The organism is Allobosea sp. R86505 (assembly GCF_042466375.1).
Taxonomy (GTDB): Bacteria; Pseudomonadota; Alphaproteobacteria; order Rhizobiales; family Beijerinckiaceae; genus Allobosea.
The window spans coordinates 2,970,850-2,996,086 of record NZ_JAXHPY010000001.1; the positions used below are offsets into that span (position 1 = coordinate 2,970,850).

Genomic DNA, 25,237 nt, shown 5'->3' on the forward strand with positions numbered 1-25,237 from the left:
TAACCCCGTCCGTTTACCATGACGGAGGGGAAGTCGCCGACTCGTCTCGCCTTCCCGAAGAGGTGGGGATGGCGGACTCAACGACGTTGTCGATGTTCCGGAGCGAGGCTCTGGATGCGCGCGGTGTCCGCCTTCAGCGCTCTTGAGACAGTTTAGGGGTTTTCGGGAAGGGAGGATTTCTGGATCATCGCAGCCATTCAGGAGCGCAGATGAGACAGAAATCGGGGCCGGAGAAAGCACCGGCAGAGCAAGTCGTGAAGGATATTCGCCGAGCGACGCGTCGGCAGTTCTCGGCCGAAGAGAAGATCCGCATCGTGCTGGAAGGCGTGCGCGGCGAGGAGAGCATCGCCGAGCTGTGCCGGCGCGAGGGGATCGCCTCGTCGATGTATTACGGCTGGTCGAAGGAGTTCCTCGACGCCGGCAAGCGCCGTCTCGCAGGTGACACGGCCCGCGCCGCGACGTCGGACGAGGTGAAGGAACTGCGTCGCGAGGCGCAGGCCCTGAAGGAGGCCGTGGCCGATCTGACCCTGGAAAACCGCCTGCTTAAAAAAAGCATGCTCGCGGATGGGGAGGACGACACATGAGGTATCCCGCCTCCGAGAAGGCCGAGATCATCCGCCTGGTCGAGGGATCGCACCTGCCGGCGCGTCGCACCTTGGACAAGCTCGGCATCCCGCGCGCCACGTTCTATCGCTGGTACGATCGCTATCTCACCGGCGGGATCGAGGCGCTTGCCGATCATCGCTCGCGGTCGGATCGTGTCTGGAACCGGATTCCCGACCCGATCCGGGCCGAGATCATCGACCTGGCGCTGCGCGAAACGGAGCTGAGCCCACGCGAGCTGGCGGTGCGCTTCACCGACGAAAAACACTACTTTGTCTCGGAAGCATCGGTGTACCGGCTGCTGAAGGCGCATGATCTGATCACCAGCCCGGCTTACATCGTCATCAAGGCGGCGTCCGAGTTCAAGGACAAGACGACGGCGCCCAACCAGCTCTGGCAGACCGACTTCACCTACCTGAAGATCACGGGCTGGGGCTGGTATTATCTCTCGACCGTGCTCGACGACTTCTCCCGCTTCATCGTCGCCTGGAAGCTCTGCGCCACGATGCGGGCTGACGACGTCACCGCCACGCTCGATCTGGCTCTGGCGGCATCGGGGCTCGACCAGATCACGGTCGCTCATCGACCCAGGCTGTTGAGCGACAACGGCAGTTCCTACATCTCGGCCGACCTCGCCACCTGGCTCGACGGCAAGGGCATGAAACACGTTCGCGGCGCGCCCTATCACCCTCAGACACAGGGCAAGATCGAGCGCTGGCACCAGACCCTGAAGAACCGCATCCTGCTGGAAAACCACTATCTGCCCGGCGATCTCGAACGGCAGGTTGCCGCCTTCGTCGAGCATTACAACCATGCCCGCTACCACGAGAGCCTCGGCAACCTGACGCCCGCCGATGTCTACTTCAACCGCGGGCAGGCCATCCTCACCGAACGCGAAAGGATCAAGCGCCAGACCATCCAGCAGAGACGCTTGCAGCATCAGCTGCAGGCCGCATAGCCTCAAACCCAGATGAGCCAGAACCTCCGTTCCTGAGACACAGAAACAGTCTCAAATCATCTGACGACGGACAGTCACGATCGGGCCGCTGCCGATCAGGCGGACGATGGACCGGAAGGCGTCGCCGCCGCGTCCGCTCGCCTTGACCAACTGGCCGATGGTGACGCCGGGATTGTCGCCGACGAGGGACAGCAACTGCCGGTCGAGGTCGACATCCACGACCCGGCGCGACTGGTGGACCAGCGTCGCGTTGTGGATCAGGTCGCGCGGCAGGTCCTGTTCGGTCAGCAGCAGGACACCATCGGCGAAGCTGCGAGGAAGCTGCTTGGCGATCATGGCCAACTGGTCGGCGAACCGCTTGTCGGCGATCGCCTTCGGCTTCACGGCGACCGCGAGCTTGCGCCGGTCGTGAAGGAAGGCAAGAAAGTCGAAGGTGTGACGGTGTGGATGGCCTGCTGCATCCTTCCAGGCGACGGAAGGTGGCTGCTCCTGGAGGTCGGCGACCTGCGGATGCGTCAGGAGGGCAAGGCCAGCCTTCCGTTCGAGGCCGCTCTCGCAGCGGATCTCCCGGGGAACGGTACCGCCGACGAGCGACGGGCGGCAGGCGCCGCGGCTGGAACTGTGGACCTCACGGGAGGCCATCGAGGGACCCGGCGGGCGCCAGATCGGCGCCGGCGAGGCGGGGAGGGGGTTCTTCATGTCCTGGGTTCCTTGAAGGCACAGGCCCTCGGTCCCAGGACAGCCCTCTAGAAGGCACTTGCGTGAATCCACGCGTCATGCATTCTAGACGGGCTTCCAGGCCTTGGCCTTGTGCCGTGGTTTGGGGAAGAGCCGCTCCCAAGGGTCCTAGCCTTTGGCGGGAGCGGATCGGATAACGGGGGCACACCGACGCCAATCGGGGTGCCCTCGGTCGTTTTAGGGGTGCATTTCGGTCGTTCTGCTCCTTGTTTTCGAGGGACACCGTAAGCCCACAATATTCGCACCATCCTGACAAGCGGATTCTTGACATCCGGATTTTTGTCGATTCGGCGTTGTCCTGCAGTGGGTTAGCCATCGCCCGCGCGGTGGTCGAAGATTGACGCCGGCGATTTTTTCAGCGCCTGGGCGGCGCCGGATCGTCGCCATGACGCCGGCGCTTCGCCAACGGAAACGGGATGACCGGACCTCCTACGGAGGCTGGGGGCACCAAACCCATCTCCCGTTCAGCGTGGTCCAAGGCTGCCCTAGCAACGGCGCGCAGTGCGCCCTGGACCGCCGCACGATACGCCTCGCCTCCAAGCTCAACCTCGGTCACGATCAGGCGGGTAATCAGACGCTGCAAGGCCTCATCCATGACGCGGCCCCTTCTTCGGGCGAGCCTTCGCATCCAGCGCGGCGACGATCTCGGCGAAGGCGTCGCCGCTGAGGTGCCGCCGCTTCATCAGGGCATCGGCCACGGCCTCGATCGCGGCCCTGTGCTGCCGGACGGCGATGACCGTGCGTTCATGCAGACCGGCCAGGGTCCGCGAGACCGTCGTCCGGAGCTCGGGGTCGTACCGGAGGAGGTCCAGAGCGTCCTGGGCATCAGCCACGAAAATGAGATTCGGGCCGAGCCCGTACGAGGTCAGCAACGCCGTGATCTGGCGCGTGGCCATGCCCAGATCGCTATCCGGTGACCCGCCCGAGCCGACGCTCGCCTCGCCGAGGATGACTAGCTCGGCGGCACGGCCCGCGAGGGTGCTGACCACATCGAGCTCGATCTCCGAACGCGTCGGCGACGCCCCGAGCAGGCGGCGGGTCACCGTCGAGCCTGCCGCGTCTCCTCGATGGACGATCGAGACCGCCCGCACGCATCCCGGCGTCGTCCGGTGCGCGATGACTGCGTGTCCGGCTTCGTGGATCGCGTGACGCCGTCGCTCTGCCTGGGGCGTCTCGTCCGGGGGCGCGACAGCGCCGACCAGGTCGTCGAGGATCATCTCGCGACCGGCCTCTCGCGCGATCGCGCGGGCCTGCTTCACCCAGCCCATTGCCTGCGCGCCCGTGGCGCCGCGACCGATCTCGGCGATCGGCAGCAGGTCCTCACCGGGCAGATCGGCGCCCAGGTGCTGGCGCATGATCCCGGCGAGGTCCGAGGGCTCGGGCGGATAGATCGAGATGATCCTGTTCAGCCGACCTGGTCGAACAAGCGCCGGGTCGATCTTGTCGCCGTGGTTCGTCGCCCCGATCACGATCAACCTGGACGATGCCCCCGAGGTAGCGCTGTCGAGTGTCATCAGAATGGACGTGATGATGGGGGTCCAATAATCGCGATTCCGCTCGCCTACGGTCTCACGATTGGGCAGGGCGTCGAGCTCGTCTAGGAACAGGATTGCCGGCGCGCTGGACGCCGCCGTTGCGAAGACGCCGTCGACGGCCTTCAGCACATTGTGGAGGTAACCGTCCGTAGCGGTGAACCAGCCGGCCACGCTTGTTACGTACAACGGCAGTCCGGCGCTCTTTGCGAGCGCGCGCACGAAGGTGGACTTGCCCAGGCCCGGTGCACTGGCCAGCACGACGTGGCGGTCGAGCCTATCGAAGGAAAGGATATTATTCCTATAATCTTGAAGATCGCGGACCAACTTGAGGCCCCATTCGCCAGCGGCGCCGTAACCGTGCATCTCCTCCAGGGGAGGCACGTCAGCGACGAGCGGATCGACCACGGTCAGGCTGCTGCCCGCGGCCTTCAGCCGGCGCACGCAGTCATCGGCGGTCGATCCCGTGCGGATGGCCGCGACGATGTCGAAGAAGTCGAGGCCGGTAGCCAGCCGCGGGGGCATATCGGCAGGGGCCTCACCGGTGGCCTGAGCGATGACGCGTGCAATGGCCGTGTTGCTGGGCGTCTGGACGACGATCCGGGCGTCGGCTGCGGTCAGGAGCGCGGTGGGAAGCTGCCGCTCAGGCGCGACGGCCACGCCTGCGACCGATAGGCCGCGAGCGAGCATCCGGGCGCAATCGATGGAGCCGGGCCGCTTTCGGCTCGAAGCCGTGGGGATGACGACATGGTCCCACGACCGCAGATCGCCGAGGGCGCTCTCGATCGGCAACAGCCAGTCCTCCGAGGGAACGGAAACCAGCAGCGCCAGAGGCTCGTCACTCTCGATGCGACGCATCAGGTCGGGCGGGATGGCGTCCAGCAGGACGGCCTCGGCGAGGCTGTCGTAGGCGAGGATGAAAGGAGCGCCGCCGTCGTCGGCGTCCTGCTCAATGTCGGAGAAATCGGGGGTGAAGTCGGTGTCGGTCATGTCGGCCTCGCGAGCGGAGGCCGACGCCGCATCAGCGGGCGCTCGTCCTCCGGGAATGGAAAGGATGGGGCAACGGGAAATCCTCGGGCCGCGCGTCGACGCCACCCAGCGGGGGCGGTTTGGTCGGCGCGGCGGTGGATATGGACAGGATACGGGAAATCATCGGGAGGACTCGACGTCGAAGGTCGCCTCCCGGGCGGGCGACGTCAGTCGCCGGCGAGAGGCCGGGTGGCATGGCAGTGCAAACGCGCTTTCCGCGCGGTTCGGACGCCAGATATGACCGGAAGGTTACTCATGTCGGAACGAATAGTGAACTCTTGCCGCCACGGTCAAGAGCTGGTTTGAAGGCTCCTGACATGTTGACGCGTATGGTTAACGGGAATCCCCACCGTCGACAGGCGTCTCGACGATGGTGTCTGTCCGGCGATCGTAGACGAGGTCGAAGGTCCCACGGCGATCCTGGATGCGCCGGCGGGGATGACCCTTTACGACTCGGCGGGGGAAACCATCGGAATGGTCCTCGCAGCGGGCGGCGAGCCAGCCTGACTGGCCCAGTGTCGAACGAACCGTTCCGGGCGCCCCGCAGATGTCGCAGGTGCACTCGGACCGCATCTCGGCCAGCAGGATGGCGTGATCGATCGCGGCCTCGGCCTCCGGGCCGACCGGCAAGAGCAGATCGATCCTCACCGTCGCGTACTTCTCCTTGACGTCGATCAGCGCGATCTTCGTCGGGACCGGTTCGCCGGCAAGCGCCTTCTCGATGCGGTCGAACAGCCTGGCGACCACATCTGCCCAGCCGTCGCCAACGGCCATGTGGATGGGCTTCCCGGCGATCCAGTACTGATGCCGTGCATAGATCTCGGCCTGCCAATCGCGGGCAGGCATCTTCGGGCGCGACATGGGCGCCTCCTATGGGAATGGATCACCGGCGCTCGGGCACGGCGATCAAGATGACGATGATGGCGAAATGAGCGCTAGGCGCCTGCGTCAGGCCGCTATTCGGCTCGCTGACACGATTGTTTGAGCGCACGGCCAGCGCAGCAAGGCAACCGGGTCGAAGCATCTGGGGACGGCTGCGCGCCGTGGTAGCGTCATTGGCAGAAGATGGGCTCGGGATGCGCCAACCGCCAGTGCGAACCGCTAGCCCGATGCCGCGTGGTTAACTAGGGCCGCCGCTCTGATCGAACTCCGTCGCGAGCGGGCAGCCTGGGCTAGCAGTTCAGCTGGTATAAGTTGGTCAGACCGAGCCGAGGCACGTCGCAACATGGGTCCATGCTCGCGCCGCTACGCCTTATGACCCTGAAGTCTCAACCACTCGAACTCGTCGATGCCTACCTCATGAAGACGAGCTGCAACACTGCTCGCGACCCGTTGCGCCGTGAGGTCACGAAGTTCCCCAAGCCAGAGATAGCGGTTTCTCTTCCTGTCGACGAACTCGAAGTGGCCGCTTGCGCCGACTACCGCTTGGACCCGCTGGTCCGCGTTGGGGACGAATTCGATGATCTGCGTGTCGTACGGCTTGTTGCCGATCTTCACGTTGGCCTGCTTCACTTCGCCTTTCTTTTTGACCATCACCACCAAGTGAAACGGGCGTTCGGTAGCTTCGCTGCCGAGCTGGAATGGAAACCCTCTCTTCGCTTCCTTGATCCTTACCGCGTCGCATCGCGGCTGAGTGCAGAGGAGGTAACGGCCAGGAAGGACATGGCCGCGCGCGGAAAGCTGCACCATGAGGGTTCCGAGCGTGAGAATTGGAGACCAGCCTATTGGGAGCTTGGTCCTGCCAAACGCCTCGGACTTGAAGCTTGAAAGCCTAGCAAACCGCCGTGCATGTTCATCGGCTGACTCGGCATCGTCGTGGAACAGCAGGGCCACATTATGAGGCTGAATGCAATTTTTGCCCTTGACCTGGTTTACCTTGTCTCCCGGCTTCCTTTGGATAGGCTGGGATTCTATGACCGCGAACTCGCCTCTTTCCGGGAACCCCTTTACCACCTCGACGGGTATCTCAATGCCGCCTCCGGTGATGAGGCCGTCTTTAGCGCGCTTTCCGATCCAGTCGGCGACATGAGCCACCTTCAAGACCTCCATCGCGTCTGGGTTCATGGAAACGACGCTCCGCAACTCCCCAGTCAAAAGGTCTAGCGCGAAGTCCTGAGCGTCTTCGGGGGACTTAATCGCTGAGCGGTGGGCAACGTATGAGCCGTCGAGGCTGCGGGAAAAGACGGATAGTACGTGATGAGTGGATCTCCTGACAGCTGCGATCGCCGTCACGGCGAACGTGCTCAGGATGCCGCCGGCGAGTTCGGAGAACTCCTTGACGATACGACCAGGTAGTTCTCCAACTCGGACAACGTCGCGCCCGCCGACGGTTCCGTCCTTGTTCAGTACGATGATCCGAGTGTCTTGCCCCGTCAGGGCATGGCCATCCAGTTTCAGGACGTCCTCCCGCCCTAGATGATCAGAGAGTTGGGAGGCCACCGAGGCGATGTCCGGCTCCGATGTATAGATCGCGATGAGGCGAAGCCGGCCACGCTCCTGCTCATCGCCCTCCAGGATGCCGGCGACGATTGCCTTCGCCGCCGCCGTGTCCGCACCGTCGAGCCGCCAGTCGACGATCACGGCGTCCGACCGGCGTGCCGCTTTGATGGCCTCGGCCACAAGGTCGTCGCCCTTGAGCGGCTTATGCATGCCGCATATCATCGACTCCTTGAGGAAGGCATCCATAATAGCCTTCGCGTCGAGCGGGCTCGGCTCCACCTCGTCTTCCGCATCGGCCGCCCCGCCGACGTTGACTGGCGCGGCCGCAGCCTTGCGTCCGAATGCGACCTTGGGAGCATTCAGGCGCCCACCAGCGACGGGCTCGTCTTCAAAAGTGAGTTCGTTGTCGATGACGAGCACCGTTTGGACAAAACTCATCACGCCCCTGAGGGACAAATCGGCCTGGATCACGTTCACGCCTGCGTCTCCGCCGTCTCGTCGGTTTCCATTGGGCTAATGCGGAAGGTAGGTCCGAATAGATCGCCGCCGAGATCTTCCAGGGTCAGGTTCAGATTTGACCTGCGCAACGCCTCGCGGGAGACGTAGAGGCCCATGCCGCGTCCGCCCACGCGGTTAGTCTCGCCGAACTCGAATATTCGATCGGCGATTCTGTGCTCGATAGCCGGCCCGGTATTTGCGAAGGTCACGCCGGACCCGTCTACGGCAAGGCGGATCTGGCGACGACTCTCGTCCACTCGCTGCATCCAGTGGATCGCGTTATCAGTCAGATTGACGAACGAGGCGAGCACTGCCGAAGGCTGGCCCGAGATGATGGCGCTGTCGAACTCGGCGGTCGAGACGATCTCAACGCCGTGACGCCTTAGGCGGTCGCCGAACACCTCGTCGAGGTAAGTACGGATTTCAAGACCGCTGAGATCGACCTTCGTCCGGTGTCCGTCGTCAGATGATTTGAGACTGTTGCGGCGTCTCAGGAACGGGGGTTCTGGCTCATCTGGGTTTGAGGTTATGCGGCCTGCAGCTGATGCTGCAAGCGTCTGCGCTGGATTGTCTGGCGCTTGATCCTTTCGCGTTCGGTGAGGATGGCCTGCCCGCGGCCGAAGTAGACGTCGGCCGGGGTGAGGTTGCCGAGGCTCTCGTGGTAGCGGGCATGGTTGTAATGCTCGACGAAGGCGGCAACCTGCCGTTCGAGATCGCCGGGCAGATAGTAGTTTTCCAGCAGGATGCGGTTCTTCAGGGTCTGGTGCCAGCGCTCGATCTTGCCCTGTGTCTGAGGGTGATAGGGCGCGCCGCGAACGTGTTTCATGCCCTTGCCGTCGAGCCAGGTGGCGAGGTCGGCCGAGATGTAGGAACTGCCGTTGTCGCTCAACAGCCTGGGTCGATGAGCGACCGTGATCTGGTCGAGCCCCGATGCCGCCAGAGCCAGATCGAGCGTGGCGGTGACGTCGTCAGCCCGCATCGTGGCGCAGAGCTTCCAGGCGACGATGAAGCGGGAGAAGTCGTCGAGCACTGTCGAGAGATAATACCAGCCCCAGCCCGTGATCTTCAGGTAGGTGAAGTCGGTCTGCCAGAGCTGGTTGGGCGCCGTCGTCTTGTCCTTGAACTCGGACGCCGCCTTGATGACGATGTAAGCCGGGCTGGTGATCAGATCATGCGCCTTCAGCAGCCGGTACACCGATGCTTCCGAGACAAAGTAGTGTTTTTCGTCGGTGAAGCGCACCGCCAGCTCGCGTGGGCTCAGCTCCGTTTCGCGCAGCGCCAGGTCGATGATCTCGGCCCGGATCGGGTCGGGAATCCGGTTCCAGACACGATCCGACCGCGAGCGATGATCGGCAAGCGCCTCGATCCCGCCGGTGAGATAGCGATCGTACCAGCGATAGAACGTGGCGCGCGGGATGCCGAGCTTGTCCAAGGTGCGACGCGCCGGCAGGTGCGATCCCTCGACCAGGCGGATGATCTCGGCCTTCTCGGAGGCGGGATACCTCATATGTCGTCCTCCCCATCCGCGAGCATGCTTTTTTTAAGCAGGCGGTTTTCCAGGGTCAGATCGGCCACAGCCTCCTTCAGGGCCTGCGCCTCGCGACGCAGTTCCTTCACCTCGTCTGACGTCGCGGCGCGGGCCGTGTCACCGGCGAGACGGCGCTTGCCGGCGTCGAGGAACTCCTTCGACCAGCCGTAATACATCGACGAGGCGATCCCCTCGCGCCGGCACAGCTCCGCGATGCTCTCCTCGCCGCGCACGCCCTCCAGCACGATGCGGATCTTCTCTTCGGCCGAGAACTGCCGCCGCGTCGCTCGGCGAATATCCTTCACGACTTGCTCTGCCGGTGCTTTCTCCGGCCCCGATTTCTGTCTCATCTGCGCTCCTGAATGGCTGCGATGATCCAGAAATCCTCCCTTCCCGAAAACCCCTAAACTGTCTCAAGAGCGCTGAAGGCGGACACTTCGTCCGGGTAAGCCTCCGGCTAAGGGGCGCGAAAAGGTTTAGATAGGCGTCGAGATGCTCGAACCCGTCGCGAAGGTCGCGATCAATCAATCTCAGGTCCGGATTGTCCCGGGCCCAGGGCCCGAGCTTCCGGATGGCCTTCCGGACCCGTATCACTGCGCTCGAAAATTCGTGCTGCACGATGCCGACCGCCGTGCCGAGCTGCGCGAGCTCGACGAACTGGTCCAGTTGCTCCCGATAAGTCTCAACCTGGCTTTCCAACGCCCCCGTGGTCTGGTCGAGTGTCTCGCCTCTTTCGATCGCGGCCATTAGACTCGCGAGCTGGGCACTCATAGAATCCAATACGTCGGTCGTGTCGGCGGCCGACTTCTCGATCGCCCCTTCCCAATCGCTCTGCAAGGCTTGGATACGTTCCTCTTCCAGGGCGGCGATGTCGGTGCTCTGGAAGTCGATCTGCGTCCGCTCGACCCTGAACGCGAGATTGGATACCGCCTCACGAAGTGTCTTTCGCACGCCTTCGCGGACACTTTCCAGTTGCTTCTCGACCTTGCGCTGGGTTCGCGCTGCGTCGCCCACCGCCTTGTCCTTGCGCTGCGTGATAGCGGCGTCTAATCGCCTCTTTCGGTCCAAGTGGATGCCGAGGGTCACAATTCGTTCCCGGACCATCGCGTCCAAATCATCGCGAAGGGGAGCGACTATCTCGTCGCGCACCTTCGTCGCGGTTCGACGATAGGTCTCCCATTCACCTTCTAGTTTCGAAGGAAGCCCCAGTCCTTTCGGACGTTCAATCTCTAGCCGGCGATCCAGTCCGAAAATGAGATCACGAGAGCGTTGCTCCAATTGGAGCACGGAGGCTTCCCGGTCTGCGCCGGGCCTGAGATTCTCCAGTGCGGCCAGTCCATCTCCGATACGGGTACGGATTTCGTCCGCGGTGCGCGCAAATTCTCCCTTCTCAATGCTGTCGAAGAAGCGGTCCATTGTCTTAACGAGCTTCGCCCGCTGGATTTTGGATTGGTTGGCACGCCGCGCGAGAATGGCCTTGTGGCGGTTGTGTTCGAGCTTTACCTCGGCCCAGTCCCCGTGGCGGGAACTGTCGCGGAAAAAGTCGACCGCCAAAGTCTCGAAGAAATGCGTTAAGATGCGAACGAAGTCGTCGTACGCAGCGTCTCGGATGAAGCCTTCCCGACCCGCTTTCTCGCGCAGTCGCCAGTTGTCAGCATGGGTGATCTCGACCGCTCCGAAAATCCGGCGATAAGAGAAGAACCAGTCTCCAGCGCTCTTGGTCCGACGCCGCTCTATCCCGAGGAAGTCCTGTTCGGGACCACCATAAGGCAAGATGCGGATTCCATCGCGATAGACGTAAAGGCCGCCTCTCCGGGCAAGCTTCTTGCTCATCGCAAACCATGGCTCAGCCGCGAGCCGACTGTCTTTCAGTAGTCCCTGCAGATACGCGAAATTGATCCGGAAAGGTCCGCATCTTGTCTTTTCCTTCGTATCCCCAGACCACGAGATGGCATGTTTTCTCTTTTGCCCACCGTAAACCGAGATCTGACCTTCGAAGTTGCCATAGGCATCGAACACACCCTCAATCGCGTGATCCGCTTGCTCGAACTCTGCCGGCGTGAAGAATTCATCCTCTCCGATCGGCGTGTCGACCGTCCCGTCCAAGTGATGCACGTTGAAGTATGCCTTCATCGCGGGCGCAGGGCGCCCAGGCATCATCGTGTTACTGAACCCGAGGAGATACTTCTCCATCTGCGTGGGCTCGTCCTCAGCGGGACGGCGTAGATCGGCCACCAGCATTGGGTTCGTCGGGAACACAATGAATTGCGTCCCATGTCGTCCCTCGGCCAACGTTGGGCCACCCAAGCTCGCTAGGTCGGCGGGATCGAAATTGAGGCCGGCAAGCTCCTTACAAATCTCCTTAATCTCAAGAGCATTGGATTGCGTTCGAAGGCTATCGACGTTCGCAAGCAAGCGATCGGCAAGTTGCTTTATGGCAAGCCGATCGGGAAGCCCCCCACCTTTAATCATCATCGATGGCACGATGATACGTGAAAGCTCGATGTCGGGTAACTCGTTGACGCCCCAATGCACAAGGCTGGCGAGAAGGGGCTGGATCTCGGCACCATCTCCACGGGCGCGGGTGAGGATCAACACCTGCGGCCCGATCGAGGCGATGGCAAGCCGACCGATGCCCTTTTCACCCATAACCGTGCGCCTCGGCCGATTGCCGGAGGATTCGGCTCCCTGCGAGGCGTTGGCGTTCAGCTTAGACGAACTGGCAAGCGTCAACCAACCGTTCCGCAACTGAGCGGCGTTCATACCGTCGCCGTCATCGCGGATGATCAGCAGCTTTGCGTCCGGGAAGTAGTCTGCGACGACGGTCTCCGCGTACGCGTCATGCGCGTTCTTGAACAGTTCATGAAGTGCGGTTGGGATGTTGGCGATCTGCTGGCGGCCCAGCATGTCGATCGTTCGAGCAGGAACCTGCCACCGCTCGTCCCAAATGTCGCTGTCGCTCAAGGTCGGCTTTCCATCTCGCTTCGCCTCTGGCGACTCGGGGTCTTCATCGTTAGCGCGCCAACGATCGTCGGCACCATCGCGCGGACCATGGCGACTGGCACCGCGTTTCCGATCTGTGTCGCGATCTGAGATCCGTTGCCGTGGAAGACGTAATCCGGCGGGAAGCTCTGAAGCAAGGCTGCTTCTCTGAGGGTAATCGCGCGGTCCTGCTCGGGGTGAGCGAAGCGGCCCCTGGTAATGTCAGTGCATCCCGTCGTCAGGGTTGGCGCGACGTCATCCCATCCCATCCTGCCGTAGACATCAGGGTATCCCCGACGATCCTTGTGACACGCTAACTGCAATTCCTCGGGCAGTGCATCCCGGCTCCCACCATTTCTGGGAATGGCGCTTAAGCGGCGAAGCGCCACCGCCGAATGCGTTCTTGCCCTATGCAGCGGATCGACCGGATCATGCTCCCCACTTGCCAGAGGCCGAAGCTGTCCAATGGCGTCGGCGACCGTTTTGCTGCCGAGGGCGAAGTCCGCCTCCTCGAAGCGACGAACTGCGGCAGCGGAACGCGCGGCGAACATGACACAGCGGATCCGACGTTGAGGGACTCCGAGGTCTGCGGCGTTGACACGCAGCGGACGTCCGACATGGTAGCCGACCTTTTCAAGCGCCATTCGGAGGCTTTCAAGCACACCAGCGCTGCCAATGCCCGGCACGTTCTCGAAAAGAATACCGCTCGGCTTCAGTACTTTGGCGAACCGCGCCGCCTGCAGGATAAGGTTCGCTCGTTCATCATTTCCTTTGTGACGGTTCTGATTGCTAAACGGCTGACAGGGAGCACAAACGACCATTAGGTCGACGTTCTTGGAGTAGGGCACTTCTTTCAGCATACGGCGAGGATTAAAGGTCGTGATGTCCTCGACGAAGACCCTAGTGCTCGCATGATTTGACGAATACGTGCGGCAAGCCAAGGCGTCCACGTCGATCGCGGCAACGACGTCAGAGCTGGCTCGGGAAATCTGGACACCGGGCATAGGTGGATTTTCGGCCTGAACGCGGCATGATTGCCGTGAACAGGAGCGGATATGACGAGACGCGTTCGCCGGAACCACAGCCCGGCTTTCAAGGCGAAGGTCGCTTTGGCGGCGATCAAGGGCGAGAAGACGCTGGCCGACCTGGCGCAGCAGTTCGATGTCCACCCCAACCAGATCACGCAATGGCGCAGCCAGCTTCTTGAGGGGGCTGCCGGCGTGTTCGGGTCCGAGGCGAAGTCCGAGGCCGGTGCGCCTGCGATCGACGTGAAGACCTTGCATGCCAAGATCGGGGAGCTGGCGCTGGAGAACGATTTTTTGTCCGGCGCGCTCGGCAAGGCCGGCCTTCTGAGCGCAAAGCGATGATCGACCGCGCGCACGACCTGCCACTGAACCGGCAGGCAAAGGTGCTCGGGATCAGCCGGGGCAGCGTCTATTATCTACCCCGCGCGGTTCCTGCCGCCGACCTGGCGTTGATGCGCGCGATCGACGCGCTGCATCTGGAATATCCCTTCGCGGGCAGCCGCATGTTGCAGGGGCTGCTTGGGGCCGATGGCCATAGGGCTGGACGTCTTCACGTCGCCACGCTGATGAAGCGCATGGGGATCGAGGCGCTTTACCGCCGCCCGAATACCTCGAAGCCGGCGCCGGGGCACAAGATCTTCCCCTACCTGCTGCGCAAGCTGCCGGTGACGCGGCCCAATCAGGTCTGGGCGATGGACATCACCTACATCCCGATGGCGCGGGGCTTCGTCTATCTCACGGCCGTCGTCGACTGGTTCAGCCGCAAGGTTCTGGCCTGGCGGCTCTCGATCACCATGGACGTCGCCTTCTGCATCGAGGCCGTCGAGGAGGCGATGGCGCGCTTCGGCAAGCCGGAGATCTTCAATACCGACCAGGGCTCGCAGTTCACCAGCCGCGAGTTCACCGCCCTGCTGATCGGCGCGGGCATCAGGATCAGCATGGACGGCAAGGGCGCCTGGCGCGACAACGTCTTTGTCGAGCGCATCTGGAAATCGGTCAAATACGAGGAGGTCTATCTGCGCGCCTACGCCAGCGTGTCCGACGCGCGCGCCTCGATCGGCCGTTATCTCGCTTTCTACAACGGCCGGAGACCTCACCAGAGCCTGGGACGGCAGACGCCCGATCAGGCCTACTTCAACGCGCTGCAGCCAATCCCGGTTGCGGCATAGCCAGGGCCGAAATCCACTTAGCGACAGCCCGCAAACTGTTCAGACAAACCGAGCCAGCTCTGTCGAAAGCCTCTGAAAGGCCTTGGGTCACGGCTCCCGATCCGCAGAACAGGTCGATCGCGCGCGGCCTCGGGAGTTCTTTAACGCGTTCGGTCGCCATCCAACTGCCTCAGGATTCGCTTTTTTGATGATAGCATATCGCCAAGCATGCCAGCGCCTCACCGGGAGCCGGCTCCGATGCTGACATAAGTGCATGCGAATCTTACGATTTCACCCGCTAGATCGCAGTCTTGGCTGGTCCAAGCCGCCACTTTGACGGGGCATTGGCACCTCCATCAGCAGCAAGCGCATGGAGACGCCCTAATGACCATTGGCAGGCTCAACACGGATCAGGATTCCTACGCCCGCCCGACCACATGCCTCTTAGGAACCAGAACGTGCATGCCGGCCTCCGATGGCCAGTAGACCGTGAACCGCTGGTCGGGGATGCCTTCCCCCCGACAAACCAGCTCGACAATCTCGTCCCGGGTCAGATCTATGCCGTTGGCCTCGGCCTGCGAGATCAGGAAGGCGGCAAGCTCCGGAGGCGCTTCCGAGATCGCGAGTTCCGAGAGCGGATAGACATCCTCCCGGAAGGGATAGTCGCGATCGGGCAAGGTCGGAACATTCGTCATGTCGATCGTCGCGTCGCCAATCCAGGCATCAACGTGAGCGATCGCTGAGCGCATGGGAGCCGACAGGATACTCAACCTCCATGAATTTGCGATAGGCCTCGTCATGCCTTTGATGGGCAGCCTCCGTCAGCTCGTTGGCGCGCGCGAGGCCCTCCGGTTTGGCACCGACGAAACGATACATCACTCTAAGCCGGAGGCGGTGGCAGCCGATCGCATCGAGGACCAGCCGAGCCAGATGGACGGCGTGGGACGCTTCGCGGGATTCGGCCGGCCTGCGGTCCCTCTCCAGCGGCATCATCGCTCCGATGGGATCGGCGTGCATGACGTGGCTGGCCATCGAGTAGATGTGCGCCATTTCCGCGACGCCCGCGAAAAGTTCGTCGTTCGAGCGGTCTAGGGCTGCGATTATGCCGGTGAAGCCCCATCGTCCTTCAATGGCCGCACGGACCGGCCTGGGAAGGCGTCCCTGTATGCGGTCCAACTCGGCCGGGTTGAGAATTCGATCCGTCAGGGGCCGCAGCTGACGGGCCGACCCCGCCGACAGCCCTGACAGGATGGACGAGACCTTGTTGTGGTCCCGAAGCAGCCCAATGTCGAAAAGGTCCTGCGAATACTCATGGGCACGTGTGGCGAAGGTGTGCCGCGCTTGCAAGATGTAGCAGAATTTCAGCGAGGCCTCGATGGTGGAACGCATCGCAAGCTCGCCATCCCAGACCTGCCCGTACTCGCAGAGAAGCATCGCGCTCTCGGCGGTCCGGACCGCCGCGACCGCAAGATCCCTCACCGCTGTGGCCGCGGAGGGGTCGTCGAAGTGGTACGAGCCCAATGGCGCCATCAGCGGCAACATCTCGCGAAGGGACGCTAGGCCGTCCAAGGCCCACCCGCGATACGTCGCCGCCAGATCCTGACGATTCATTGTGTTTACTCTCGCTGGAGATGCCCGATCAGGGCATCCCAATAATACTCAGCGGCGCCCTCGAAAGTGAGGTGCTGCTTCTCGCTGCCGCCAAATCGCGACATGCCCATGATTGGCTTCAAGAACATGCCCTGGGCGTCGGTTTCGACCGCGAGGCTGTCGTTGCAGCTGTTGTCGTCAGCCTGGTCGTTCGACGAGTACGAGATGCCCCGCCCGAGCATCCCACCGAGCACGATCTTGCAGCGCGAGACGGCCTTGCCGTTCCGATAGATCACGGCTGTGAAGCGGTTGGCGTCGATGCGCTTGAAAGCGGTGTCGATCTCCGAGTTGCGCGCCTTGAGCTCGGACAGGGATCCCTCGAAGAACTTGGCCATGAAGCCGAAGGCCTCGTCCAGGAAGCGATCCTGGTCGGCGTCCGTGAAGGTCTTGCTGATCCGCAGGTTGCTGGACCGAGGTCCGGGGCTGGCTAGCGGAATGAAATGCGACTCCACCATGGGAGCGGCCCGAACAGCAGCGCCTGCAGCTTTCGGCAGTGCCTCCCGGATCTTCTTGGCGACGTCGAGGAATGCCTCGTCCAAATCCGGCCAGGAACGGATCGGCTTGCCGTCGCGAGGCGCCGCGATCAGCTTGCCGAACGGCGTCGGATGCCAGTCGCAGGCTCGCAGGATCACCGGGATGACACGCGCCTCGCCGGCACCGTGGCGTTCCAGCGCACGCGCCATCTCGATGTCGTAGCAATAGTTCGACGCGATGAAGTCGGGCGATACCAGCAGCAGGATGATGTCGGCCCGCTCAAGCTCTTCCCGGATGCCGGGATCGAACTCGTCGCCGGCGCGCAGCATGCGGTCGTGCCAGGTGTCGATGAGGCCCTGACGCTTCAAAGTGGCGAGCGCGACCTCAAGCCGGTCTCGGAGCTCTTCGTCTTTATGCGAGTAGGAGAAGAACACGGACGCCATGCAACCCTCGTCATACGCAGGGGAGGGTGGTGCCCGCCCAATATGGAGAAGGGCGACCCGATAAGGGGCCGCCCCGATTCGGAAACGGTCGATTGAGGGGCGCAGTCGACGCCGCCTATTTGTCCCAGTCCTCAGGCGACCTGCGGGTGTCGCGCCCATCGGGCTCCTTGGCGACGCCCTTGTAGGGACCGTCCGACTGCTTCACGGCCATGAGGTGGCCAGTGTGCTCGTCGCGCTTCTGCCAGTTGCCATCGGGCCGCTGGAACTGCGTCCTGCCGCTGACCGCTCCACGCCGAAATCCGTCTCCGGTATTCCTAGCCATCCTGGCCTCCTGATGCGGGTCCGTTCTGGACCGATGGGTGTCCTGTGCCTGCGTTCGATCTGTCTTCTGGGACCCGTCTCGGCTTGGCTGACGCCTTGCCGAGACGGGGATTTTGCGGAAGTCGAAGCTCAAAAACGGGGAACTTCGCCTCTCATTTCAACAAGCCTTATCTTGTCAACTGCTCACGAACACCCCGTCGTGCTGCCGCAGGTGTTGCACTTCAGGCAGGTGCCGTTCCGCACCAGCGTGAAGTTGCCGCATTCGCCGCAGGAATCCCCGACATAGCCCTTCATGATCGCCTCGGCGCGGCGCTCTGAGGCGCTCGGCTGGGCGGCGGGGGCCGAGAAGCCGAGCTTGGCCATCTCGGCCTCGCCGAAGCTCTCCTCCTCCTTCAGCGCGGTGGCGCCGACGGTGGTGAAGGCGGTGACGGTGGCGCCGCCGCGGGCCGTCGTCTCGGTGCCGGTCGCGAGGCCGGCGCCGCCCTGGATGGCGTGGAAGTTCATCGGCTTGCCGCGGCGGAAGCCGGTCGAGGCGAGCGGGCTCGAGGTGATCGGCGCCACCGTCTCGGGCGCCTTGTCCTGGCCGACGCCGCCGCCGATCACGTCATGGCCGATCTCGCTGGGGTCGATATGGGCGAGGTCGTGCCGGCCGAGATAGGAAATGGCGAGTTCCCGGAAGACATAGTCGAGGATCGAGGTCGCGTTCTTGATCGACTGGTTGCCCTGCACGAAGCCCGACGGCTCGAAGCGGGTGAAGGTGAAGGCCTCGACATACTCCTCCAGCGGCACGCCGTATTGCAGGCCGAGCGAGACCGCGATGGCGAAGTTGTTCATCATCGCGCGGAAGGCGGCGCCCTCCTTGTGCATGTCGATGAAGATCTCGCCGAGGCGCCCATCGGCATATTCGCCGGTGTGGACATAGACCTTGTGGCCGCCGACGACCGCCTTCTGGATGTAGCCGGTGCGGCGGGCGGGCATCTTCTCGCGCTCGCGCACCACCTTCTCGACGATGCGCTCGACGATCTTCTCCGCGACCTGGGTGGCACGCGCCGTCATCGGCTGCTGGTAATGCGCCTCGACCGCGTCGTCCTCGTCCTCCTCGTCGCTGATCAGCGCCGAGTTGAGCGGCTGCGACAGCTTGGAGCCGTCGCGGTAGAGGGCGTTGGCCTTCAGCGCCAGCTTCCAGGACAGCATATAGGCGTTCTTGCAGTCCTCGACGGTGGCGTCGTTGGGCATGTTGATGGTCTTGGAGATGGCGCCCGAGATGAAGGGCTGGGCGGCCGCCATCATGCGGATATGGCTCTCGACCGAGAGATAGCGCTTGCCGACGCGGCCGCAGGGATTGGCGCAGTCGAAGACCGGGTAGTGCTCGAGCTTGAGATGCGGCGCGCCCTCCAGCGTCATCGCCCCGCAGACATGGACGTTGGCGGCCTCGATCTCGGCCTTGGAGAAGCCGAGGAAGGGCAGCAGCTCGAAGCTCATGTCGTTGAGCTTCTCGGCCGGGACCTTGAGCGTCTGGGTCAGGAAATCCTCGCCCAGCGTCCATTTGTTGAAGACGAACTTGATGTCGAAGGCGGCCTTCAGGTCCTTCTCGATCGCGTCGATCTTGTCCTGGCTGAAGCCCTTGGCCCGCAGCGAGCCGTGGTTCACGCCCGGCGCCTGCGCCAGCGAGCCATGGCCGACCGCATAGGCCTCGATCTCGGCGATCTCGCTCTCGCGATAGCCCAGCGCCCGCAGCGCATCGGGCGCCGCCGCGTTGATGATCTTGAAATAGCCGCCGCCGGCCAGCTTCTTGAACTTCACCAAGGCGAAATCGGGCTCGATGCCGGTGGTGTCGCAATCCATCACGAGGCCGATCGTGCCGGTCGGCGCGATCACGGTCGCCTGGGCGTTGCGGTAGCCATGCTGCTCGCCGAGCGCCAGGGCGTTGTCCCAGGCGATGCGGGCGCGCTCCGACATCAGCATCGAGGAGCCGCCGAGACAGGCCAGCGTGCCGTGGTCGAGCGGGACCGGCGTGACCTCCAGCCCCTCATAGCCGGTGGCCATGCCATGCGCGGCGGTGCGGTGGTTGCGGATGACGCGCAGCATGTGGCTCGCGTTCTTCTTGTAGCCCGGGAAGGGGCCGAGCTCGCGCGCCATCTCGGCCGAGGTCGCATAGGAGACGCCGGTCATGATAGCGGTCAGCGCGCCGGCCAGCGCACGGCCCTCGTCGCTGTCGTAGCCGAGGCCCATGGTCATCAGCAGGCCACCGATATTGGCGTAGCCGAGGCCGAGCGTGCGGTACTCGTAGGAGAGCTCCGCGATCTCCTTCGACGGGAACTGCGCCATCGTCACCGAGATCTCGAGCACCACGGTCCAGAGCCGGCAGAGATGCTCATAGGCCGCGACGTCGAACTCCTTGCTCTGCCGGCCGTAGAACTGCAGCAGGTTGGCGGAGGCGAGGTTGCAGGCGGTGTCGTCGAGGAACATGTACTCCGAGCAGGGATTGGACGCGCGGATGCGGCCCGATGCCTTGCAGGTGTGCCAGTCGTTCATCGTCGTGTTGAAGTGCAGGCCGGGATCGGCGCTGGCCCAGGCGGCGTAGCCGATCTTCTCCCAGAGGTCGCGGGCCTTCAGCGTCTTCGTCACCTTGCCGGTGGTGCGCCCCGTCAGGTTCCAGTCGCCGTCGTTCTCGACCGCGCGCAGGAAGTCGTCGGTCAGCGAGACCGAGTTGTTCGAGTTCTGGCCCGAGACGGTGAGATAGGCCTCCGAATCCCAGTCCGTGTCATAAATGTCGAACTGGATGTCCTTGTAGCCCTGCCTGGCGAACTGGACGACGCGCTTGATGTAGTTGTCCGGCACCATCGCCTTGCGGGCGAGCTTGATCTCGCGCTTCAGGGCGGGGTTCTTCTCGGGGTCGAAGCAGGAATCGCCTTCGCCCTCGCAGTTCACGCAGGCCTTGAGCACGGCCTTCATGTGCTTCTGGACGGTCTTGGAACCGGTGACGAGGGCGGCGACCTTCTGCTCCTCCTTCACCTTCCAGTCGATATAGGTCTCGATGTCCGGGTGGTCGACATCGACCACGACCATCTTGGCGGCGCGGCGCGTCGTGCCGCCCGACTTGATCGCGCCCGCCGCGCGGTCGCCGATCTTGAGGAAGGACATCAGGCCCGACGAGCGGCCGCCGCCGGCGAGCTTCTCGCCTTCGCCGCGCAGCATCGAGAAGTTCGAGCCGGTGCCCGAGCCGTATTTGAACAGGCGCGCCTCGCGGACCCAGAGGTCCATGATGCCGCCCTCGTTGACGAGGTCGTCCTGCACGCCCTGGATGAAGCAGGCATGGGGCTGGGGATGCTCGTAGCTCGACTTCGACTTGGTCAGCTTGCCGGTCTTGTAGTCGACATAGAAGTGGCCCTGGCTCGGCCCGTCGATGCCATAGGCCCAGTGCAGGCCGGTGTTGAACCATTGCGGCGAGTTCGGCGCGACGCGCTGGGTCGCGAGCATGAAGCGCAGCTCGTCATGGAAGGCGGCGGCATCCTCCTCCGAGGTGAAATAGCCGCCCTTCCAGCCCCAATAGGTCCAGCAGCCGGCGAGGCGGTCGAACACCTGCTTCGACGAAATCTCCGAGCCGGAGCGCTCGCCCTCGGGCAGGGCGGCCAGCGCCGCCTCGTCGGCGACCGAGCGCCACAGGAAGGAGGGGACATCGTTCTCCTCGACCTTCTTCAGCCGCGCCGGCACGCCGGCCTTGCGGAAATACTTCTGCGCGAGCACGTCGCTGGCGACCTGCGACCAGGATTCGGGCACCTCGATGCCTTCCAGCCGGAACACGATCGAGCCGTCGGGATTGCGGATCTCGCTGACGGCGGATCGGAAGGGAATGGCGGCGTAAGGCGACTGTCCGGCGGAGGTGTAGCGGCGCTCGATGCGCATGATCCGTCATTCCCTGATGCTTGCCGCGGGCGGGTCACGCCTCGCGCGGCCGGTTGATCACCGGCTCCTGATGTCAGCCCAACTCGGTTTTGATGCCCCGTGGACGTGCAGGCGTTCTGTCCCGCCCTGCTTCGTCCGGTTGCGGCCAGACAGGCCGCGCACGCCGTCCCGGCGCCACCTTGCCGGTGTGCCGCGAAAACCGCCTCGACCCCTCTGGAAACTCATGGCGCGGGTGTCGAAAGGCGTCTCCGCCGGCCGTCACGCGACTGTCAAAACCTAGTCCCGGATGGACCGCTCCGTCAAGGATTAGTGCGCCGCTTCCCCGTCAGGCACGACATCTAGTGCCTATCTGTGAACTCAGGGGATAAGTTTCAGAGCGTCCGACAAGCCTCGGAAATTCCACGCAGAATCGCAAGCGCCCGGCGGCGTTGCGGCGACCGCCGGCCACCTCCAGACCGCTCAAATGCGCGAGAACATGGTTAGCTGTTGCTTTCCTGCCATGACCCGCCGGGCGCCTTCGAGGCCGGCCTTCGCATCCGGGCCAAACCGCCAGCGCCCAAAGGGCTTTTGGCGACCCCCGCGCCGCGAATCGGCGCGACAGCGCGACGGCCCGCGATCCGGCCGCCGAAGCGAATCGACCGAGCCGTCCGGGGCCGACCGTGCCCGTGCCCGAAACCTGTGGACACTGGACAGGGCCTCGCACCGACGCCATAAGTCGCCGCAATGACGGTTCGCGCCGCGCGCGGCCGCTGCCCCCTTTCGCGGGACGAGCACGATGAAAGACTGGCTGCTGCAGATCTTCACCTGGTGGAACGGCCAGACCATCGGCACGCGCTTCCATACCTGGCGCTTTGGCGAACGGGTCGGCGAGGACGAATTCGGCAACGTCTATTACCGCACCAAGGGCGGGGTGAAGGACAAGGCGCTCGGCTATCAGCGTCGATGGGTGATCTACAGCGGCGAGGCCGAGGCGTCGAAGGTGCCTCCGGGCTGGAAGGGCTGGCTGCAGCACACGGTCGACGTCGCCCCCTCGGAGGAGCGCTACGAGCCGCGCGACTGGCAGCAGCCGCATCAGCAGAACTGGACCGGCACGGCGCTGGCCTATCGTCCCAAGGGCTCGATCCTGTCGGAGGGCGAGCGCCCCGCCGCGACCGGCGACTACGAGCCCTGGACGCCGGGGCGCTGACCCGGCGCGTATGAGCGCCGGCGATGCGGGTCGCCATCCAGACCCAGGGCTCGCGCGGCGACGTTCAACCCTATGTGGCGCTGGCGCGCGGGCTTCTCTCCGCCGGCCATGATGTCCAGCTGGCCGCGCCCGAGGCGTTCGCCGGTTTCGTGCGATCGCATGGGGTCACCTTCGCCCCGCTGCCGGGAGACATGCTGGCGCTGATGGACACGCCCGAGGGCAAGGCCGCGATCGCCGGCGGGCGCGGTTTCAGCGCGGGCCTGAAGCTGCTGCACCGGATCCGGCCGCTGATGCGGCATCTGCTCGACCGGGAATGGGATGTCGTGCGCGCCTTCGCGCCGGACCTGATCCTGCATCATCCCAAATCGCTCGCCAGCCCCCATCTGGCGGAGAGGCTGTCCATTCCCGCGATCCTCGCTTCGCCTCTCCCCGGTTTCACGCCGACCACTGCCTTTCCCAGCCCCCTCCTGCCAGTGCGCTCGCTGGGTCCGCTCAATCACCTCAGTCATCAACTGGCGATCCGGGCCGGCGCCATGCTTTTCGGCAGGACGATCCGCGCCTGGCGCCGCGAGACCCTTGCGCTGCCGTCATCACCCGCTGGCCGCAGGCCCTCCGCGGGCACGCTCTACGCGTACAGCCGCCATCTCCTGCCGGTTCCCCGGGATTGGGGCGACGATGTCCTCGTCTGCGGAAACTGGTTCCTGGACGGCGGCGATTGGCAGCCGCCCTTGGCGCTGGAGCGCTTTCTCGCCGCCGGCGAACCGCCGATCCATGTCGGGTTCGGCAGCATGCCGGGGCTCGATCCGGAGCGGCTGACGGCCATGGTCGTCGAGGCCCTGGCCAAGATCGGCCGCCGCGGGCTTCTCGCGACGGGAGGAGGCGCGCTCAAGGCAGGCGAGGCTGCGCCCCATGTGCACGTCATCGACGACACCCCGCACGACCGGCTCTTTCCCCATGTCGCAGCGAGCCTGCACCATGGCGGCGCCGGCACGACGGCCGCCTCGTTGCGGGCCGGAATCCCGACGATCATCTGCCCGTTCTTTGGCGACCAGCCGTTCTGGGCGCGCAGGGTCGTGGCCCTGGGCGTCGGTCCGCCCAGCCTCGACCGACGGGACCTGTCGGTCGCCGCGCTCGCCTCGGCCTTCGCCGCCACCGCCGACGCGGACACCCGCCGCCGGGCTGCTCGACTCGGCGAAGCCATCCGCGGGGACCGCGGCGTCGCCGATGCGATCGCGTTCATCACGGCCCGCACGGCCCAGTGGCACGCGTGCCGGGCCTGAAACGCCGGGCGGCCGAGGGCCTGCGCCGCAACGCCCTTTTTCCGCTGCGTTTGGCGTGTTACTGCGCGCCGACGCCGCTCGTCCGCGCCGCCGCAGAGATTCGCCACACAGCCATGCCGTCGTCCTCCCGCTTTCCGGCCCTGGCCGGCCTGGTTTCGACCGCGCTTCTGTCGCTCGCGCTGACCGGCCCGGCCGCGGCCGACCGCATCCGCAACCCGACGGCCGTCTTCGCCGGGCTCGACAAGATCACCGGCCGGATCATTTCCTTCGAGGTCGCCGTCGACGAGACCGTGCAGTTCGGCGCGCTGCAACTGACCCCGCGGGTCTGCTGGACGCGCCCGCCGACCGAAGCTCCGCAGACGACGAGCTTCACCGAGGTTGACGAGGTCACCTTCAACAACGAGTACCGGCGCATCTTCACGGGTTGGATGTATGCCGCCAGCCCAGGCCTGCACGGCGTCGAGCACGCGATCTACGACGTCTGGCTGACCGACTGCAAAGGTGGCACCGAACTCGTGGTCGATCCCAAGGAGCCCGAGGCTCCGCTGCCCGAAGAGCCGCGCCGGCCGCGCACCCCCGCCCGCGACGTGAACCAACAGCCCGGCCTTCCGCCTCCCGGCGGACGGGGCGACATCCTAACGCCACCCGGCCAGCGCGTCGACGTGACCCCGCCGCGGGGCGTTCCGGTCGCGCCCCGCCAGGCGCCGACACAGCGCTTCTTCCCGACGAATCCCGGCCGCGATCCGGCCGGCGGCAACTGATCCCGCCTCAGCCGACCGAGAGGTCAGCCACGGCCTGCGCGCCCGAAACGTGCTGGCCTGGCGACCAGATCGCTGCATTGCCCGGCGCCGCAAGCGCCCGCTCGAGCAGCAGCCGATAGGCCGCGCGCGGCACTTCCTGCGTGCCGAACTGCGCCAGATGGGCGGTCTGAAACTGCGCGTCGAGCAGGCGGTAGCCGCCCAGACGCAGCCGCGCCACGAGATGCACCAGCGCGACCTTCGACGCGTCGGTCTCCCGGTGGAACATGCTCTCGCCGAAGAAGGCCCCGCCCAGCGCCAGGCCGTAGAGCCCGCCGACCAGCCGACCCTCGCGCCAACACTCGACGGTATGGACATGGCCGATGCGGAACAGCGCACCGAAGATGTCCCGGATGCGGCGGTTGATCCAGGTGTCGGGGCGGTCGGCCCTCGGCTCGGCACAGGCCGCGATCACCGCGTCGAAATCGCTGTCGACCCGGATTTCGAAGCGCTCAGAGCGGACGGTTCGCGCCAGTCGTGACGAGAGATGGAAGCCCTCGAGCGGGATGACGCCGCGCAGTTCCGGCTCGACCCAGAACAGGTTCGGGTCGTCGGCCGTCTCCGCCATCGGGAAAATGCCGGCAGCATAGGCACGCAGCATGATCTCCGGCGTGATCTCGGGCGTGCGTACGGGAATGGAGCGGGCCTTCATCAGGGTAGGGGAGCGCGGGCCGGCGCGGGAGTCAAACGAAGTTGATGG

Annotated in this window: 18 protein-coding genes and 1 pseudogene; 5 read left to right on the forward strand and 14 right to left on the reverse strand. The window is 64.4% G+C overall.

Annotated features, from left to right (window positions below; genetic code table 11):
* Nucleotides 1-209: 209 nt before the first annotated feature.
* A protein-coding gene (locus SJY11_RS14385; protein WP_376987266.1) for an IS3-like element ISMex37 family transposase occupies nucleotides 210-1,561 on the forward strand; the annotation gives its coding sequence in 2 pieces (ribosomal slippage) (nucleotides 210-546 and nucleotides 546-1,561; 1,353 coding nt in all).
* 51 nt (nucleotides 1,562-1,612) lie between these two features.
* Here SJY11_RS14385 and SJY11_RS14390 read toward each other — a convergent pair.
* The 8 genes and pseudogenes from SJY11_RS14390 to SJY11_RS14425 form a co-directional block, all read right to left on the reverse strand.
* Nucleotides 1,613-2,260, reverse strand: a complete 648-nt coding sequence (locus SJY11_RS14390) for a PDDEXK family nuclease (protein ID WP_376987267.1) — start codon at nucleotides 2,258-2,260, stop codon at nucleotides 1,613-1,615.
* A 626-nt stretch (nucleotides 2,261-2,886) separates the two neighbouring features.
* Nucleotides 2,887-4,821 carry an AAA family ATPase gene (locus SJY11_RS14395; RefSeq protein WP_376987268.1) on the reverse strand — a complete coding sequence of 645 codons (1,935 nt, stop codon included), beginning with the start codon at nucleotides 4,819-4,821 and terminating at the stop codon, nucleotides 2,887-2,889.
* Between the two features lie 372 nt (nucleotides 4,822-5,193).
* Nucleotides 5,194-5,721, reverse strand: a complete 528-nt coding sequence (locus SJY11_RS14400; protein ID WP_376987269.1) for a hypothetical protein — start codon at nucleotides 5,719-5,721, stop codon at nucleotides 5,194-5,196.
* A 384-nt stretch (nucleotides 5,722-6,105) separates the two neighbouring features.
* The gene (locus tag SJY11_RS14405) at nucleotides 6,106-7,776 is read right to left on the reverse strand and encodes a response regulator receiver domain (RefSeq protein ID WP_376987270.1); all 1,671 of its coding nucleotides are present in this window, start codon (nucleotides 7,774-7,776) and stop codon (nucleotides 6,106-6,108) included.
* Nucleotides 7,773-8,198, reverse strand: coding sequence for an ATP-binding protein (locus SJY11_RS14410; RefSeq protein WP_376987271.1), 426 nt, complete (start codon nucleotides 8,196-8,198; stop codon nucleotides 7,773-7,775). The genes SJY11_RS14405 and SJY11_RS14410 overlap by 4 nt, the downstream gene beginning before the upstream one ends.
* Before the next feature lie 125 nt (nucleotides 8,199-8,323).
* Nucleotides 8,324-9,675, reverse strand: a protein-coding gene (locus SJY11_RS14415) for an IS3-like element ISMex37 family transposase (RefSeq protein ID WP_376984341.1) whose coding sequence is annotated in 2 segments (ribosomal slippage) — nucleotides 8,324-9,339 and nucleotides 9,339-9,675 — 1,353 coding nt in all. Because the reading frame shifts where the segments join, the coding sequence is not laid out codon by codon here.
* A 103-nt stretch (nucleotides 9,676-9,778) separates the two neighbouring features.
* Nucleotides 9,779-12,232, reverse strand: a pseudogene (locus SJY11_RS14420) (ATP-binding protein); the annotation flags it as partial.
* Nucleotides 12,233-12,285: 53 nt separating this feature from the next.
* Complete coding sequence (locus SJY11_RS14425) at nucleotides 12,286-13,311, reverse strand: DNA cytosine methyltransferase (protein WP_376987272.1); 1,026 nt, start codon at nucleotides 13,309-13,311, stop codon at nucleotides 12,286-12,288.
* A 51-nt stretch (nucleotides 13,312-13,362) separates the two neighbouring features.
* Here SJY11_RS14425 and SJY11_RS14430 point away from each other — a divergent pair.
* Nucleotides 13,363-14,501 (forward strand): IS3 family transposase gene (locus SJY11_RS14430; RefSeq protein WP_376984629.1). Its coding sequence is split into 2 segments (ribosomal slippage): nucleotides 13,363-13,621 and nucleotides 13,621-14,501, totalling 1,140 coding nucleotides; the frame shifts between segments, so codons are not numbered across the junction.
* A 398-nt stretch (nucleotides 14,502-14,899) separates the two neighbouring features.
* On the opposite strand, the gene SJY11_RS14435 is transcribed toward SJY11_RS14430, so the two are convergent.
* The 5 genes from SJY11_RS14435 to SJY11_RS14455 form a co-directional block, all read right to left on the reverse strand.
* Nucleotides 14,900-15,229, reverse strand: a complete 330-nt coding sequence (locus SJY11_RS14435) for a hypothetical protein (RefSeq protein ID WP_376987273.1) — start codon at nucleotides 15,227-15,229, stop codon at nucleotides 14,900-14,902.
* Nucleotides 15,204-16,091 (reverse strand): DUF5677 domain-containing protein, encoded by an 888-nt coding sequence (locus SJY11_RS14440; RefSeq protein WP_376987274.1) that lies wholly within the window; start codon nucleotides 16,089-16,091, stop codon nucleotides 15,204-15,206. Before SJY11_RS14440 ends, SJY11_RS14435 begins: the two co-directional genes overlap by 26 nt.
* A gap of 5 nt (nucleotides 16,092-16,096) precedes the next feature.
* Complete coding sequence (locus SJY11_RS14445; protein ID WP_376987275.1) at nucleotides 16,097-17,047, reverse strand: toll/interleukin-1 receptor domain-containing protein; 951 nt, start codon at nucleotides 17,045-17,047, stop codon at nucleotides 16,097-16,099.
* A gap of 115 nt (nucleotides 17,048-17,162) precedes the next feature.
* Complete coding sequence (locus tag SJY11_RS14450; protein WP_376987276.1) at nucleotides 17,163-17,369, reverse strand: hypothetical protein; 207 nt, start codon at nucleotides 17,367-17,369, stop codon at nucleotides 17,163-17,165.
* A 182-nt stretch (nucleotides 17,370-17,551) separates the two neighbouring features.
* Nucleotides 17,552-21,274 (reverse strand): vitamin B12-dependent ribonucleotide reductase, encoded by a 3,723-nt coding sequence (locus SJY11_RS14455; RefSeq protein WP_376987277.1) that lies wholly within the window; start codon nucleotides 21,272-21,274, stop codon nucleotides 17,552-17,554.
* Between the two features lie 775 nt (nucleotides 21,275-22,049).
* On the opposite strand from SJY11_RS14455, the gene SJY11_RS14460 reads away from it, so the two are divergent.
* From SJY11_RS14460 to SJY11_RS14470, 3 genes are all read left to right on the forward strand, one after another.
* Nucleotides 22,050-22,460, forward strand: a complete 411-nt coding sequence (locus tag SJY11_RS14460; protein WP_066734359.1) for an NADH:ubiquinone oxidoreductase subunit NDUFA12 — start codon at nucleotides 22,050-22,052, stop codon at nucleotides 22,458-22,460.
* 23 nt (nucleotides 22,461-22,483) lie between these two features.
* Entirely contained in the window at nucleotides 22,484-23,740 is a 1,257-nt protein-coding gene (locus SJY11_RS14465; RefSeq protein ID WP_376987278.1) for a glycosyltransferase, read from the forward strand.
* 113 nt (nucleotides 23,741-23,853) lie between these two features.
* Nucleotides 23,854-24,501 (forward strand): DUF2155 domain-containing protein, encoded by a 648-nt coding sequence (locus tag SJY11_RS14470; RefSeq protein ID WP_376987279.1) that lies wholly within the window; start codon nucleotides 23,854-23,856, stop codon nucleotides 24,499-24,501.
* Between the two features lie 7 nt (nucleotides 24,502-24,508).
* On the opposite strand, the gene aat is transcribed toward SJY11_RS14470, so the two are convergent.
* Nucleotides 24,509-25,189, reverse strand: coding sequence for a leucyl/phenylalanyl-tRNA--protein transferase (aat, locus tag SJY11_RS14475; RefSeq protein WP_376987280.1), 681 nt, complete (start codon nucleotides 25,187-25,189; stop codon nucleotides 24,509-24,511).
* Nucleotides 25,190-25,237 lie beyond the last annotated feature (48 nt).

Excerpts from the sequence above, each read along its gene's own strand:
- SJY11_RS14455 (WP_376987277.1), bottom strand. The coding sequence starts at position 21,274 with ATGCGCATCGAGCGCCGCTACACCTCCGCCGGACAGTCGCCTTACGCC.
- SJY11_RS14460 (WP_066734359.1), top strand. The coding sequence starts at position 22,050 with ATGAAAGACTGGCTGCTGCAGATCTTCACCTGGTGGAACGGCCAGACC.
- SJY11_RS14450 (WP_376987276.1), bottom strand. The coding sequence starts at position 17,369 with ATGGCTAGGAATACCGGAGACGGATTTCGGCGTGGAGCGGTCAGCGGC.
- SJY11_RS14470 (WP_376987279.1), top strand. The coding sequence starts at position 23,854 with ATGCCGTCGTCCTCCCGCTTTCCGGCCCTGGCCGGCCTGGTTTCGACC.
- SJY11_RS14465 (WP_376987278.1), top strand. The coding sequence starts at position 22,484 with ATGCGGGTCGCCATCCAGACCCAGGGCTCGCGCGGCGACGTTCAACCC.
- SJY11_RS14435 (WP_376987273.1), bottom strand. The coding sequence starts at position 15,229 with ATGCGCTCAGCGATCGCTCACGTTGATGCCTGGATTGGCGACGCGACG.
- SJY11_RS14440 (WP_376987274.1), bottom strand. The coding sequence starts at position 16,091 with ATGAATCGTCAGGATCTGGCGGCGACGTATCGCGGGTGGGCCTTGGAC.
- SJY11_RS14425 (WP_376987272.1), bottom strand. The coding sequence starts at position 13,311 with ATGCCCGGTGTCCAGATTTCCCGAGCCAGCTCTGACGTCGTTGCCGCG.
- SJY11_RS14390 (WP_376987267.1), bottom strand. The coding sequence starts at position 2,260 with ATGAAGAACCCCCTCCCCGCCTCGCCGGCGCCGATCTGGCGCCCGCCG.
- SJY11_RS14445 (WP_376987275.1), bottom strand. The coding sequence starts at position 17,047 with ATGGCGTCCGTGTTCTTCTCCTACTCGCATAAAGACGAAGAGCTCCGA.
- SJY11_RS14400 (WP_376987269.1), bottom strand. The coding sequence starts at position 5,721 with ATGTCGCGCCCGAAGATGCCTGCCCGCGATTGGCAGGCCGAGATCTAT.
- aat (WP_376987280.1), bottom strand. The coding sequence starts at position 25,189 with ATGAAGGCCCGCTCCATTCCCGTACGCACGCCCGAGATCACGCCGGAG.
- SJY11_RS14395 (WP_376987268.1), bottom strand. The coding sequence starts at position 4,821 with ATGACCGACACCGACTTCACCCCCGATTTCTCCGACATTGAGCAGGAC.